A 15,359-nucleotide genomic window follows, 5' to 3' on the forward strand; every position below is an offset into this window, starting at 1 on the left:
TACAACCGATAAAGCTGCAATTAATTCATGAACTTTTGCAAAAGCTGATACATAATAACCGCCGCTTGGGCTCTGCTTGCTGAATCATTTGGAGCAAAGCTTCCGTTGCCCATGCCACTTACGATGCCTGCTTTCTGCAGTGATGTCACAGCCTCTTTGGCATAATCCGCAATTGCCGCATGGTCATTAAACGCAGCTTCATCATTCACACCTTCTAAAGAAATGCCGATTTTCTGAATAGCTCTATACGCCATTGCCGCCATATCCTGACGGCTGATTTTGTCATTTATTCCGAATGAGCCATCTGCCAATCCCGTTACAATGCCTAATTGCTGAGCGGAAGCAACGGCATCGTAATACCAAGCGCCTTCCTTTGCATCCAGGAACGAACTGCTCGCGTTTGCTTGCCCAAGATCAAGCGTTTGCATCAGCATTTGAACAAACTCTGCTCTCGTTACCGCACGACTCGGTGCAAAAGCATCTTCCGATACACCTTTAACGATGCCGCGTGCCGCAAGGCCGAGAATGCTGTCATTAGCCCAAGCGATGGATGCCACGTCGTTAAACCTCACATCAACGGAAACGGCAGCGTATTGGCTGAAGTGCGTCGTTTTAAACTCAACCCTACCTGTTAATGAGTTATAATTCCCATTTTTAATAACCTCATGTTTCCCATCATCCGCAAGGTACAAAACTACAATTTGATTCGTATTTTCGCCGTTTTGCAACGTGTAAGGTAGCGATAGAGCTGCGGACAAACCATCGCCAAACTGGCTGATTGCTTTACCGCCAATCGTTAGCTTGAAGTCGTATACGGAACTCGCGCCTACTTGCGCACGAACCTCATCAGACAATGTCTCCGCAGCAACCTTACTGATGTTAAGTACAACGTTATCCGAACTGCCAGCACCTTCAAGCAGCGCAACCGGCATTTGAGCGACTGCAAGTCCCGCATTAATTTCGATCGTCTTGATGCCTGCTTGTTTTGCAGCTTGAACTTGAGCAGCCGAAAGCGCAACCGAGATTTGCTTCGCCTTATCCGTACCGTTCGCATGCAATTTCAGCAAACCGAATTTGGACTCCGCAAACGCCTTGTTCAAGTCGGCATCCGTAATGGAGGCTTTCGCATATCCATTCGCATCTACAGTCACATTGAGCTCGCCGGGCTTCAACGGAGCCGGCGAAACATTTCCTGAGCTGCCGCTTTCAACAGCTCCGCTGCCAGGCTTGCCTGCCAATACAACCACGCCTAGCCTTGAGGTGTTCTCATATGACTTGCCCGTCGGATCATTCCACATCCATACGCTGTCTCTTTTGCCCGCCCCGTTATCATCATTATTGACTTGGAGGTCGAATCCGATCACGGTTCCGTTACCAGGCGTAATCATATCCAGCTGTATGGCAGCCTCGACAATGTATCCCGTAGCGAGATCATCCGATCCATATACGTTTTTGGTTACAGAATGATAGTTGTCATGCGAGGCATGGCCTCCAACTGTACGGACATTTTCGTAATTAATCCGATATTGGCCGTCATCTGCTTCATAAGAGCTCGTTTTTCCGTTATTTTGATCCACGAATACTTCAATGGAATCATGCTCCCAAGGGTTTGGACTGGCTGCGGACAGCTTCTTATCCGTTACCCATGCATATACGTAAAGATGAGTATCATCCCACATCGTGTAAAATTCAGCCTTGGAGCCCTCGCCGCCTTCTACTTTAACGGCAGTAGCAAGCTTATTCGCACTAGCCCATATGGCGTCCATCTCCCCATCAAGAATAGGTGTTCCATAATTCGCGCTGGCTATGAGCGTTCCCGGAATAAGCGTCAGCTCGCCATAGTTATTGCTATTCGTATCTTGGCTGTTGCCCAGATCGCTCCAAGAAATGATGCTGCCATTTTTGCCATGCTCCGTACCGTCATCCGCTCCGGAATCCGTCACGCGGATATCGAAAGAAACCTTGCCGCCAGCCGTGCTGCCGCCAAGCGGAATTGCCGCAACGATGGTATAGCCTTTCTCCGTTTCCACGGAGCCGGCTGCTCCCCGCGATATTTGTACCGCTTTTATTTGGCCGCCTTCCTTCACGAACAAATCAACCTTATCACCGGCTAGCTTTGATTTGTCGGACACGTCGACTCTCACGTACAACTGCTCCTCATCCCATAAAACCTTCATTCCAGCTTCCAAGACGCCGCTTTTCTCCAGTGGAATGACCGGCACTGTGTTCCAAAGGAGATCATTCAAGCCGCTTAGGCTCGGGCTTCCATGAACAGCATTTGCTGTTTTATTAATCGCCGTTAGCTTCGATGGGTCAACCATCCCCCAATAAGCGGGCTTGGCTTGAAAATTATTATCAAAAGCAAATGGAGCATCTTGACGGGTAACTGGGCGATTATGAAGCCATGTATGGTCATCGGCAATTCCCCAAAAGGTGACATTGCTTATCCAACCCTCTGGATTGCCAGCCGTCCTGCCCATATCATCCAATCTCTTCAATTCATCGAACAATTCTTTATAACGGTAGCCTTGCTTCGCAAGCAGTTCCTGAGGCACAGTTTGGTAGGCATCCGTGTTATTCGTATAAGCAGAAACGTCAAACTCCGTTAATTGGTTATCGAAGCCAGCCTCGCCGAACATTTTGATGGAGTCCGAAATCTGCTGTATGGAAGGCCCGCTAATATTAATGTGAGTCTGGTGGCCAATGCCATCAATCGGCACGCCTTGTTCCTTTAATCTTGTAACCAGATTAAGAAGAAACTTCGCTTTTTGCGGATTATGTGTCCCGTAGTCATTGATAATTAGCTTAGAATCTTTGGCAATTGCATATTTCACCGGGTCCTGCGCATACATCTCATCGAGCAATCTGCGCGTTTCGGTAAATGCCACTTTAATAAAGTCCTCGCCCGTTAGCTGATACCATAGGCTGTCGCGCATCCCATTTGGTCTGCCTTCGTCAATGACCTCATTTACAACGTCCCAATCCGTCGCAATGTCTGCATATCTGGGTACGACTACCCCTAGATAATCCTTAAGCCGCTGAAGGACGAGCTCTTTATTCTCCGCGCTAGGCGTTAACGCTGAGCCATCATCAGCCAAGAACATCCAGTCTGCCGCTTGCGAATGCCACACGAGCGTATGGAAGCGCATGTTCACTTTATAATCTCGGGCGAACTTAGCAAGCCTGTCCGCGCTCTCAAAGTTATAGGTTCCTTTTACCGAATTAATCGAGCCTGGTTTCATCGCATTCTCTGCCACGACGGAGTTAAAGTGCAGATCCAGAAGCTCTCTGCTCTTTCCTTCCAGCTGGTTCGGCTCCAAGGCCGCCCCGATTTTGAAATAACTATCGTAAACCTCCCGCAGCTTTGCAAGATCCGTTTGAACCGGCGGGATCGTTACCGGAAGCTCCGTCATTTTCACGAGCACATCGTCAATATAGTAGGAATCCATTACGTTCGCGCTTTCAATATAAAAGCTTAAATCCGTAAGATTCGAGTTGAAGCTAAACGTACCCTTGAGCTCTACCCAATCTGCCGTCGATACCGCCGCCGAAGCAACGCTCACCCAGCTTTTGGAGCCGCTTGCGTCCAGCTCCGCTGAAATTTTAAAGGAATGGGACGATGTTGGCGCATCCACAAGTTTGACAAAAGCGCTAACCTCGTACTTCGCGTTTTTCGTCAGCTTATTAAACACGCTTACCGTTGGCCCATGCCAATCACTCGATCGTCCTGTCGTTTTCAAGCTATACTCGCCTGATCTTTTCTGTTCGCCGGATACCGCTACAACAACGCCGTCTCCCCTAGGTCCCCAGCCTTCTGCTGTGCCGCCATCAAATTTGTAGCCAAATTCCGATGGCCCTACCGGAGGCGTTCCCGGTTCATCCGTTCCACCCGAAGGCGTATTATCAACGATCAGCACATCGTCGATGAAGACGTCGGCAGTTGACGCTGCCGTCTCCAAATACATCGTCAGCGAGGCAGTGCCCGCCGGCCTTGTATACGAGGTATTCGAAAAGGTGGTCCACTCTTGATCGTTAATCGCTTGGTTACTAATAATCCAAGCATAGTTGTTGCTTTGACCCGTCATCCGCATCGTGACATGCGCTTGGTCGGAGCCTGCACCCAGCCTTGCCTTAAACGAAATATCATAGCTGTGCCCTTCCTTAAGCAAAGCGTTCAGCTCAATGCTCGGGCTGCAGCTTACGCTGCTTCGAGCGGATAACTGCAAGGACTTGCTGCCTGTTGCCGCTTGGTCTGAAGAAACCGCCGCTTGCGCTGTCCCCCCGCTGCAGTTAAAAGGCTTCCAGCTCCCAACAAGGCCATCCTCAAATCCGTTCTGAAGCACGGCAGCTGATGCCGCCTGCGCGGTGTTCCCGTACCTTCCAAGCGGCAATAACAATCCGAACAAAAGTATAAAAGCTAACATTAGGCTTAACTTACTACGCATATCCATCCTCCTTAAATCTTATAAAATGACAACGCTTACAAATGTATTCTAGCAAGACGACAAGGAATTAAATACCTATGGAAATATAGATTTTACTCTAAAAACAATAGATGATTATCAAATCGGTTTTACAAGGTCACACATCGCCCAGTTAATGGTATACTCACGATACAACCAAAATAAGGGATGGTCACTGCAAAATGAACTATCATTTCTCGGTCTGCGCAACGGCTAACTATCAAGAGAAATATATCGAGTTTCTTCTGCAAAATTACGAGCTTTTGAAGCTGGGTTACTCCTTTCCCGTGTCTCTCAGCTATCTCTCAAGCCCTATCTTTATGGAACGGGAAGCGATTTTAGTGTTAGATGATGAACAAAATGTGATTGGGGCAGTCGGATACATACACGGAACGGGAGAGCAGCATTACGAGGATATTCATATCGTGCAGATTCAAGTTCTGTTTCTATTAGAAAAATATCGCCGTAGCCGGCTATTTTTGCAGGTGCTTCAGTTTCTGGCGCAACATCTTGCGCAATTAAAAGAGCCCCCGCTCGAGCTCCGGTTTTGGGCAACGGATCGCACCGGATTAGAGAAAATAAGTGCCCGATTTGCGATGAAAATGTCAGCAACGCATACCGACTACGGAATAAACACACAATATCAAGCCGATTTCAAAAGCTTCTACGCCTTCGCCATGGCCTATCCGCATGAACGCTATTATTAATTACAAAGGAGTTAGCTACATGCTTGCACAGCACTTGATATGCAGGACAGATGCCGATTTTGCCCGATATGCCCTGTTTTTCATCAAAAACCGGCATGATTTTCGCAATCATATTACACTGCCTGATGCGCTTATAAATATTTTGCACACACTGCCGGAATCAAGCATTATGCTAACCCTCGATTCTAGCAATAAGCCCATAGGCTGGGTGAATTTTCGCTATGTAACGACAGGTTACGAGCATGATCCTAACGGGGAAATCGCTTTTGTTGACTCCGTTATCGTCGACGAAAAATATCGCAGCAGCAGGTTGTTTCTAGATGGCTTTTACCACCTTGCCCAGCATATCGCAAACGATAATCCGCAGGTGCTTTGGATGGAATTCAACGTATTGGCAAGCCATAGCTACCTTAATCGGCTGTACGCCAAATTTGCAACTAAAGTTAGCGAACAAGAAGGCGCACATGAACGGGAATACCGGTATAGAGGAAATTTCCAAGAGGTAAAAACGTATCTTTCTTCTATCTGCAAAAAAAGATAAATATTACAATTGACCCTACTTTCTTCCATATGCTATTGTTACTATAAAAGTAGTAAAGGAGGCCTATCACAATGGTTCCAATGATACCTAGATTAAAATCTGACAAAAAAAGCCCGCTTTCTTTTTCCTTATTGCTCCAAAAAAATGAGCAGGTTCGCGTAACGGCTGCGAAGTAGTTACATTAAAAAAATGGACAACCATCTGCTAGTTTAGCTTTTGGTTGTCCATTTTTTATTTTTACTTTGCGTGCCTCGCCAGCAACCTCTAACTTCTTATTTCTGCGAAAGGGCTACCTGTTCGATCAACGCATCTACAGCTTCCTCCGCCAGAATTGGACCATAATTCCATTTGTCACGGGAAACGTTAATGATACGATTGTTTTTCACAGCAGGAATAGCTTGATAGAGGGGTTCCTTGAACAGCTCCGTCATATGAACCATTTCCTCATCCGTCATTTGAGTGAAAAAATAGTCGGCTGGCCGATTTGCGAGCTCTTCCATCGATAAAACGCCGCCGCCATCCGCATATTTTTTGAATTGCTCCGGCATTTGGAAGCCATAATCCTTGTAGATCAGTTTCCCCAACGTACCGCCTACGCCTCCCAAAAGCACTTCTCCCTTATAAAGAATAAAGGTGATTGCGGTAGCCCCTGGATCGATATGAATATCGATTTGATCGCGAATTCGCTGCAGCTTCTCCTCGAACTTGGCAATCCAAGCTTCCGCTTCCTGCTTACGGTCCATAATATCGCCAATCGTACGCAGCGTATTGATTACATCGGGATCCCCGCCCCATGCCACGGCTACCGTTGGGGCAATTTTCTCATAGGTCGCATAGACCTCTGTATCAAAATAGTCGGGCAGTATGATGATGTCCGGCTCCAAAGCGGAGATCGCCTCAACGTTGCCTACCCCTTCGCCAATGCTTTCGACTTCGGCCATTTCATCCGGATAATGATCGCGTACAGCCTGATCAACGCCAAGCGGTTTTATGCCGAGTGGAAGCAAATACCCTCCGTATGTAATAATGACAGCCTTCTTTGGTTGCGCCGGAATTTCCACCTGTCGCCCTAGGTCATCCTTATACGTTCTTGTCTCTGCTTTTACATCAGTGACAGTCTCATTCTTTGGCTGATTATTGCCTTGGGCAGCTTCCTTTGTTTCCGTACCCGCACCGCCGCAAGCAGCAAGCAGCAGAGAAAGGCTAAACAAGAGCGCCACTGCAAAAGCAGGTTTAAAACTAATATTCATTTCATTCACTCTCCAAGCTTCTTGTTGATAATGATTATCTTTATTAACAATATAGCCTTCTCCTGCTTGGGGAGCAATGAACGATTCGGGCATAATATTCGTACGAATTGAACCTTTTAGCCCAGGTCTATGCATTTTAAATTGCGCTGGAGTTGCCCCGGTCAATTTCTTAAAAAGCCGGCTAAAGTAATAAATATCCTTATACCCTACACTCTCGGCAATGTCGCGAATAGAGGCATCCGTCTCCGACAGCAAAAATTGAGCTCGTTTCATGCGAGTCTGAATGAGATATTCGATCGGACTGCATCCATACTTGCGCTTAAATACCCTGGAGAGATAATGCGTACTATAATGAAAGAGACTAGCCATCGTCTCCATGGAAATCGTCTTGGAATAATTTTCGTGCATATATTGCGCGATCTGTGCTGCCAAATCTGGTGCTGAGTCCTCGGTCTCTGCTATTTGCAGCTGACGAAACTGCTCATGTACAAATCGATAGAACAGCCCTGTTGCTTGAAGCTTGTCCAGTTCATCGCCGCAGGTCCAATGCTGGTGCATACGCTCAAGAAGAGAAAGCAAAGCCAATGGATTTTTTGCTTCAAAAGCATACCGTCTCCCAAATGGCAAATGCCGCTCCCCTCGCCTATGCGCGGATGGACTGATTGAGCTATCAATTGGCTTGTATAAGACCAAATAATAGTCCAACCTGCGATTTAAACAGCGAATATTAACATTTGCGCCCTTTCCCCCGTGGAGTACTTGAAACTGAGCTGACGAAACCTCAACCCCATCAAGCATCACCCCAGCCTCTCCTTGGTTAGTGAACAGAAAAGCGCTGGAAGGAAAACGATAGGACTGCAGCACCTCTCCCGGCTTCATCACAAAATGTCGAATGTCCAGTACTTTGATCGGCGTTTGGTTCCATACTCTGATCGTTTCTGGCCATTCCATAAAATCACCCCGTAATGAATATAGGTCAAGATGGAAGCTAACGGCATTCCGTTATCGAATTCTTGTCTCCAGCATACTGTGATAACGGCTGGAAAGATAGGCAAGGTAAATTTTTAAATATTTCCAGCTAACGTATGCGATGCTGCCGATTATTCCACCAACGACAAGCGCATAGAGCATGCTCCATGCAGTTGGAACAGAGTAGTTGGGCCCCAGGTCCATGCTGATCCATGTGACACCGAAAGTACGAATAATGCCACCTAATAACGTAAGCACCGTGCAAAAGCCGAAGCCATAAGCAATCGTTGCTAAGATCGGCACGACAAAAACACTAAGCAATCCAGTTGTACAGTAAAAACTTATCATGGCCAAAATATCTTTGATGGATCTTGGTTTCATCTGCACGATAAATTCGCTGCGGTATGCTTTCGCGAGCTGCCGGGGGGCACCAAGCTTAGCCAAAATCGCGCCTTCCGCTTCACCGCTCCGAATGCCATCCGTGATATGGCTTTCAATTTCACGAACAGCATCGAGCCTATCCTCTTCCGGCAATTTCCGAAGGTTGTTGTATAACTGATCCAAGTAAGCTTTTCCTTGTGCACTTATCAATGCTCCTCACCCCTAGACAATTCGATTTGATTTACGGCCCCAGCAATCTTATTCCATTCATATGACATCGTATGCAGTAATTGCTGCCCGCTTGTGGTCAAGCTGTAATACTTGCGCGGCGGTCCCGATTCAGACTCCTGCCAGAACGATTCCAGATGTTTGTCTTTAACTAGCCGCCGCAAAAGCGGATAAAGCGTTCCTTCTGTTATGGCAAGCGGCTCCCATTGGTTTAGCAGCGTGACCAATTCATAACCATAGCAAGGCTTCCCGCCAATCAACAGGAGTACGCAATACTCCAATATTCCCCGGCGTGCCTGAGTCGTCCATTCCGACATATCCATTAAATCGCCGCCCCTTCTGCGTTTATGTTATCACACAGTACTGTGTGATTCAAGGTATCAAATTGAAAATTATAGTTTTTTCTATGCAACCCAATGCTCTCTACGACAAACGCATAAAACAGAGCACAAAGGGTCATCCCCTTCCATGCTCTGCCGTGTACAACTGTCGATATGTCCTTACTTAAACCTATTTAACAGCCTGAAAAATAGGTTATGTTTAATTTCCTTAACGTCCTTAACTTCTACGCTTCCCGTTAGACTAATAATGCCTTCCTTCGGATTACCTTTCATATAAGTCTTAAATAGTTCAATTGCATTTTTGTAACGCTGTCTAGACTCCGAATCTTTTGCTTTCTTTTTTCGTGTTTTTAGTTCATTAATTAAATGGGAAAAATCATAATCGAACAATTCCATCATTCTACTCGAGCAATACGTGTCAAAGCTAGTGAAAGCACCTTCTAAAAAATCATCAATATATGGTATGCCCCCATACCTAATCAGCTTTTCTCCGATTACATAAAAGTTCTGATAGACGCACCACGCCTCTCTCGCCCAAAATGCTTCCGCTAAAAATAAATCCCTTAACAGCTCCATTGGGATATCTGTCGGATCTATTTCAAAAATATAGTTCAATATTGTTCTTCTGAACGATTGATTGTAATCCTCAAAGTCACTGCTATGTTTCCCATTCCAGTTAAAACAAATTAGTTTTTTCGAATCAGCGTTATATCCTGAAACAAAGGCTATGAGTTCCATTTTTTTCTTCCTTTGCTGTGGATTCATCTAACGTTTTGGTTTTCTATCGAAATGTTATTGGATAATATTTGTATGCATTAAAGCTGACTATAGCACGGCATATAACTCACGTATAGATAAAATGCTGTGCACCAATGGTGTGCGCCCGACATCGATTGCAGCGAGAATCATTGTGGGCTAAAATGTTCCTTAGCTAGTCATAAGGGCGGTGAGCTTGCTTGTCTGATAGAGAGAAGAACATTAAAAATACCGAATACGCTTCACTCGAAGGCATGTGCTTCAAGCTTCGGAAAATGGAACATATCCAGAACCAACGAAATCAATGGGAGCTGCGCCTTCAATTTATGGAGTCCCACATGATTCTTGTTGCAGCAAGCGGTCAAGGCTGGCTGACCATCGACGGGAAATTCACCGAGCTCCGACAAGGCAGCGCGTACGTTTGTTTGCCCGGACAACTCGTGGAAGCAGCTGCGCATTCCTTTGATGAACGCGGGTTTTATCATATGCGATTCGATGTGATGGAGGATGACGGATCGTCAGTCCGTACGATGCAGATCATCAATCGGAATAGTCCGTTTCCGGTAAAAGGGGAAGTAGTCGTTACATCTCCGGTTTCCATTAATGCTTTGTGCGAAAGCATTTGCCAATGCCAGCTGGACGATAATCATTTAAATCGGTTTCGAGGCCAAATTCTCTTTCAAGAGATGCTGCATACCATTTTGCAAAATGCTCTTCATGCACAAGAAAACGATTCCGAAGCGGCGCTTGAATACGTAAAAGGTTATATGGAGCAGCATTATCAGCAAGAGCTGACAATCGATCATTTGGCCAAAGTAGCTGGAATGAGCACTCGTCATTTTATGCGGTTATTTAAAAAGAGGCATGGCTGCGGCGCGATCGACTATTTGGCAATTTTCCGAATTAAGCAGGCACAGCAGCTTATGAGGATAGGCGGGCAAAATCGTCTACGGGATATTGCGCGTCATGTAGGTTATCATGACGATATTTATTTTCGACGCAAATTCAAACAAATATCGGGCGTTCCTCCAGCGGCATTTATGAAGAACAGCAGGCAAAAAATAGTTGCTTACAATGCCTCCAACATCGGACAACTGATTGCGCTTCAAGTTAATCCTTCCGCCGCACCAGCCGATCACCCTTGGACCGATTATTACACACGAAAGTACCATATGAACGCACTCCTGCCGCTAAGCTCGAAAGCGTTAATAAAGCGGGAAGAGATTCGGCTTGCTATCCCTGATTTCATCATTGGCGTCGATAATCTTGTACCTGTGGATGAACAGGCCATGCTCAAGGAAATCGCACCCGCGTATTTTGTGCCATGGAAGGATAACGATTGGCGTATCCATTTGCGCTTAGTTGCGCAGTTTCTGGACAAGACAGCCGCTGCGGAAGCGTGGCTTGAGGCCTATGATCGAAAAGCTCTCTTTGTAAGCGAACAGGTGAAACCTGCATTCAAGAATGACAGTCTCCTCATACTGAGAATTACCGGAGAACGATACCATGCGTTGGGCAGCAGGAGCTTGGGCACCGTGTTTTATGACGACCTGCAGCTGACCCCGCCGCGCGGCGTCGATCGATTGAAGGAGGATCAGCAGTTGACCCCGGCTCAGTTAGCGGATTTTGATGCGGATCGTCTATTGCTCATCGTGGACGAGGATAGCCTATCTCAAGCGAGCTGGCGCACACTCATGAACTCTGAGCTATGGCGCAGCCTGAAGGCCGTCCGGAACAGCCGTGTAGATTTCCTCCCTTCGTATCCTTGGGTAGAATATTCAGCTTTCATCCATGAGCTTATGCTCGATGAAGCATTGAAGCTTTGGCGGGATCGTGCATAAAAATTTGTCGTTATCGTCACTATTCCAAAGCTGCAAATTCATCTATACTCCTGATATGTGATAATGATAATCAATTTTAATAGAGGATTGTCATTGATAAATTAGATTTTCAGGAGGGTCACCGGAGAATGAAGCAGCGTGGACGTTGGATTGCAGGAATCGCTTTCGCATTGTTAGTTATGTTAAGTACTGCCTGTGGAGCTGATAAAACCGAGCCGAATACGGCGGGAACTACAGCTGGTAATGCTGGTAACACAAACACAGAAGCAACCGATACACAGCGTGTAATTACAACTTTGAAGGGAGACATCAGTATCCCCACTGATCCCAAGAGGGTCATCGGACTTTCTGTCGTCTACCCGGAGTTATTGTACGCGCTTGGCGTTACGCCTATTGCCGTACAAAACTATCATCAGGATTTCCCAGCCTATCTGAAGGAACCTTTTCAGGATACGCTGAAGATGGGAATTGCCCAAACGCCTAATTTCGAAGCTATTCTGGCCTCCGAGCCGGATTTAATAATTGCCCCTACATGGTGGTCCGATAAGGATTATGATCAGCTTTCCAAAATCGCGCCAACTGTGCTTCTTCCACAGCGGGACAATTGGCGTGATGAGCTGCTCGATATTGGCGGGGTTTTTGGCAAGGTAGATCAGGCTGAAAAGGTCATTCAAGATTTGCAAACCAAAGAAGGCGAAGCCAAAACGAAGCTTGATTCGCTTGTTGGCGACGAGACCGTCATGTATTTGATGATTATGGCGAAGGAAATCGTTATTTATGGAGAAAATATCGATCGGGGCAAATTCATTCATAAGACGTTAGGCTTAACTCCGGTTAAAGAATTTCCGCAGAGCGAGCTAAGCCTTTCGATTTCACTTGAAAAAATACCGGAATATAATCCTGACCATATCATTCTGCAGCTAGATGATGAGTCCAGCGAAGAAGTAAAGAGCAGATACGAGGAAATGATGAGCAGCTCGTTGTGGAAAAACATGACGGCCGTAAAGAAAAACCAGGTTTATATGATGGGCGGCAAGGAATGGTTTAGTCTGGGCATGTCTCCCCTTGCAGATATTCATGCCATTGACGACGTCATTCACGCTTTTGAAAACAAATAAAAATAATGGGAGGGCATGCAGTGGGCACGGTTGATTTTCGGCAATTGGAAGAGAGATTTGCCCTTACGTTGGCTAAGCTCGAAAACACTGTGCTCACCCTCCCGGCTTCCGATCTATTAATAGCAGATAATATGGGGCTCTTAATCCACACCTACGGCCCGCTTATCAAAGCTAGAGAACGCTCGGCTGCGGCAGCTTTTTTTATGAGTTGGTATGCGGGAGTATGCGGCGCAATGCAGCATATGCTCTCTTGCGGCGATGAACAGCTCTTGGATTTGTCATTATCTAATTTATCCGTTCAATTATATGCAGGGGAGCACTATCCCCTCTTTTCCTTTCAAATCAACGAAGCTCGGTTTAGCAGCATTCCGATAATAGACCGTGATCGTTGGTGCAAGAAAACGCTCGATACCTTTTATGCGGATAATGTAACGCCCTTCATTCAAATTTTGTCCAGGCTTGCTCAGTTGAACGCCATTCCGCTATGGGGACAGATCGTTAATGCACTGTACGCTCAAATGGAAGAAGACCTAGCCGCAGCGCCGGATGAAGATCGCCGAACAAGCATCATTTATCATTTTAAAATGCTTACTCATGGCGTTAAGGGCCAAGCGTTCGGACTTCGCAAAAACCCTTTTGATATTAAACTGAACTTCACTCAGCACCCTAACAACCCATCACATAAAGTGCTAGTGAAAACAGCCTGCTGCCTCGCTTATAGTTTGGATAGCGAATTTGGCTACTGTTACGAATGCCCGCGATTGAAAGAAAAAGATCGGGCATTGATGAGAGCACAGCAACAGTAAACGTCAGCTTCAGAAGATAATCAAAAACAACCTTCGTTATCCTATGGATGGCGAAGGTTGTTTTTCGTTACAAATTGATATATTGCAAATATTGAAGCATGCGTTTCAGTATTACAGCGCTTTGCGCCCGGGAGGCATTCGCTTTGGGTACAAACGTCGTGTCGGTCAACCCCTGGATGATCTCCATTTCGACCAACTGCTCCGTCGCAACGATGGCCCAGTCTGAGATATCTGCTCCGTCAGCGAATAGCTGCAACGCGCCTGCACTCTCAGCTTGCTGCGCTTTGCCGGCGAATGACAATGCTCTTGCGATCATTACAGCCATCTGCTCGCGTGTGATGCTCGCATTGGGCCGGAAGGAGCCGTCCTCAAAGCCGCCGATCAAGCCCGCTTGCTCTGCCGCTCCTACCGCTCCGGCGTACCAGCTCGACTCCTTCACGTCCGTAAAAAATTCGCCCGCGTTTGCCTCTTGCAGCCCAAGCGCTCGTACGAGCAGCGCGGCAAATTCCGCTCTAGTAATCGTATGATTCGGAGCGAAGCTTCCATCTGGCTGACCGTCAACAATCAGCTTGCTTGCCAGCAGCTCAATATCCCCTTGCGCCCAGTGCCCTTGTAAATCCGCAAACGTTCGATTCAATTGAATGACCGCATACACGCCGTCATGCGGCGATTGGATCGTTACAGTCCCATTGCTAGCAATTAAAGAAGGCGCAAAATGCAGCTTGTTATTCGCATCCATCCATACTGCCGTCGCTATGCCTTGGGCAACCGCCGCAGGCAAGGTGATTGTGCGCTGAGCGTTAATCGGCTTACCATCAACATCCAGCGTGATCATGATCGGATGCTCAAGTAACGAAACGGCGCCTTGCTTGGCGATTGCTTGCTTTATGGCGTTCCCTGATGTATCCGAAGCTTGCGCAATCGTGGCCGTCACTATCCCTTCTCCTTTAATCTCTTTGGCTCCGCTGAGCGGAATCTGCAGGCTGTTCCCGTTCACATTTATCCTTGCGATGGCGTTCGGATGAGTTTCACGCAGCATGAGGATAGATGCAGCCGGTAAACTCACCTTAACCGCGGAACCTAGCCCCTCCACCGTAATAAGCAAATCCGCTTGACCAGCGGCAGCCGACTTCGCCACTTGCTCGGGTGTCAGGTGCAGCCTCTTCACAGGCTGTCCATCAGCGGCTATTTCCGTCGTCATGCGTACCTCTGTGCGAACCCCGCCAAGCATAATGCTCGCCGTGTTTGCAGGAGCCGTGTCCGGATTTCCTGAGCCGTTACCTCCTGGCCCCGGAGATATGGCACCGATCCCGGTGATAACAATCTCCTTCACCGATTCATTGCCTGCCGCATCCCTGGCATAGACAGTGTAGATGCCGTTTGCGGTGACGCTGAATTTCTGCGCTGCCAAAATATCGGTACCGGCACCGCCCGCATAATCAGCAATGTTATGGCTTCCCGACAGCCAGGCTAGCTTCGCTAGCGTGTTACCCGCCGAAGTCCCTTTTACGGTTGCATTCACTGTCACTTCCGCCGCTGAACCGTTATTTGCTCCAGCGACAAGAGCAACAACCGGCGGAATCGACACGATCCGAAGTCCGCTCGTGTTTTGCTCCGCGAACGCAACCGAAGCTGCCGAACCGCTCGCGCGCCTGATGCTCGCACCGCCTTGGAGATCCAACCGCGGGTTAATGGCAATGCCGTCCTCGTCCTCAAGCCCTTCCGGAATTTCGTAAGCAAAGGAAAGCTCGGTTAACGCTACACCCTGTGCTCCCGAATAAGAGGCATAAACAACCTCGGTCGCACTGCCCGTGCCGATGACTAGCGGAATTCTCGGCGTTCCGGTCACGGTCACCTCATACCCGTAATTCACCGTTAAATGCAAAATTTCGTTTTTACCATATAAATCATCGGCTGGCGTTTTTAGCACCAATTCAACCCAAGAGTCTTCAAATAGC

Annotated in this window: 11 protein-coding genes; 5 read left to right on the top strand and 6 right to left on the bottom strand. The window is 47.3% G+C overall.

Annotated elements, in window-relative coordinates:
- Positions 1 to 20: 20 nt before the first annotated feature.
- The gene (locus tag ADU23_RS05790) at positions 21 to 4,445 is read right to left on the bottom strand and encodes an endo-1,4-beta-xylanase (RefSeq protein ID WP_197286042.1); all 4,425 of its coding nucleotides are present in this window, start codon (positions 4,443 to 4,445) and stop codon (positions 21 to 23) included.
- Between the two features lie 200 nt (positions 4,446 to 4,645).
- Between ADU23_RS05790 and ADU23_RS05795 the strand changes: the two genes are divergently transcribed.
- On the top strand, positions 4,646 to 5,170 hold the full coding sequence (locus ADU23_RS05795; protein WP_053372881.1) for a hypothetical protein: 525 nt from the start codon (positions 4,646 to 4,648) through the stop codon (positions 5,168 to 5,170).
- 19 nt (positions 5,171 to 5,189) lie between these two features.
- A complete protein-coding gene (locus ADU23_RS05800) occupies positions 5,190 to 5,711 on the top strand; it encodes a hypothetical protein (RefSeq protein ID WP_053372882.1) in 522 nt (173 codons plus the stop codon).
- Between the two features lie 272 nt (positions 5,712 to 5,983).
- Here the strand turns inward: ADU23_RS05800 and ADU23_RS05805 are convergent, their stop codons facing one another.
- From ADU23_RS05805 to ADU23_RS05820, 4 genes are all read right to left on the bottom strand, one after another.
- The gene (locus ADU23_RS05805; protein WP_053372883.1) at positions 5,984 to 7,912 is read right to left on the bottom strand and encodes an AraC family transcriptional regulator; all 1,929 of its coding nucleotides are present in this window, start codon (positions 7,910 to 7,912) and stop codon (positions 5,984 to 5,986) included.
- Between the two features lie 51 nt (positions 7,913 to 7,963).
- A complete protein-coding gene (locus ADU23_RS31740) occupies positions 7,964 to 8,521 on the bottom strand; it encodes a DUF1700 domain-containing protein (RefSeq protein WP_231637323.1) in 558 nt (185 codons plus the stop codon).
- Entirely contained in the window at positions 8,518 to 8,862 is a 345-nt protein-coding gene (locus ADU23_RS05815; RefSeq protein ID WP_053372884.1) for a PadR family transcriptional regulator, read from the bottom strand. Before ADU23_RS05815 ends, ADU23_RS31740 begins: the two co-directional genes overlap by 4 nt.
- A 177-nt stretch (positions 8,863 to 9,039) precedes the next feature.
- A complete protein-coding gene (locus tag ADU23_RS05820) occupies positions 9,040 to 9,618 on the bottom strand; it encodes a hypothetical protein (protein ID WP_053372885.1) in 579 nt (192 codons plus the stop codon).
- Positions 9,619 to 9,836: 218 nt separating this feature from the next.
- On the opposite strand from ADU23_RS05820, the gene ADU23_RS05825 reads away from it, so the two are divergent.
- The 3 genes from ADU23_RS05825 (at position 9,837) to ADU23_RS05835 (ending at position 13,401) form a co-directional block, all read left to right on the top strand.
- Positions 9,837 to 11,477 (top strand): AraC family transcriptional regulator, encoded by a 1,641-nt coding sequence (locus tag ADU23_RS05825; protein WP_053372886.1) that lies wholly within the window; start codon positions 9,837 to 9,839, stop codon positions 11,475 to 11,477.
- 128 nt (positions 11,478 to 11,605) lie between these two features.
- Entirely contained in the window at positions 11,606 to 12,595 is a 990-nt protein-coding gene (locus tag ADU23_RS05830) for an ABC transporter substrate-binding protein (RefSeq protein ID WP_053372887.1), read from the top strand.
- Positions 12,596 to 12,615: 20 nt separating this feature from the next.
- The gene (locus tag ADU23_RS05835; protein WP_053372888.1) at positions 12,616 to 13,401 is read left to right on the top strand and encodes a hypothetical protein; all 786 of its coding nucleotides are present in this window, start codon (positions 12,616 to 12,618) and stop codon (positions 13,399 to 13,401) included.
- Positions 13,402 to 13,468: 67 nt separating this feature from the next.
- Here ADU23_RS05835 and ADU23_RS05840 read toward each other — a convergent pair.
- On the bottom strand, positions 13,469 to 15,359 hold a 1,891-nt coding region (locus tag ADU23_RS05840), incomplete at its 5' end, for an S-layer homology domain-containing protein (RefSeq protein WP_197286043.1).

It is taken from the genome of Paenibacillus sp. FJAT-27812 (assembly GCF_001273905.1).
Lineage (GTDB): Bacteria > Bacillota > Bacilli > Paenibacillales > Paenibacillaceae > Pristimantibacillus.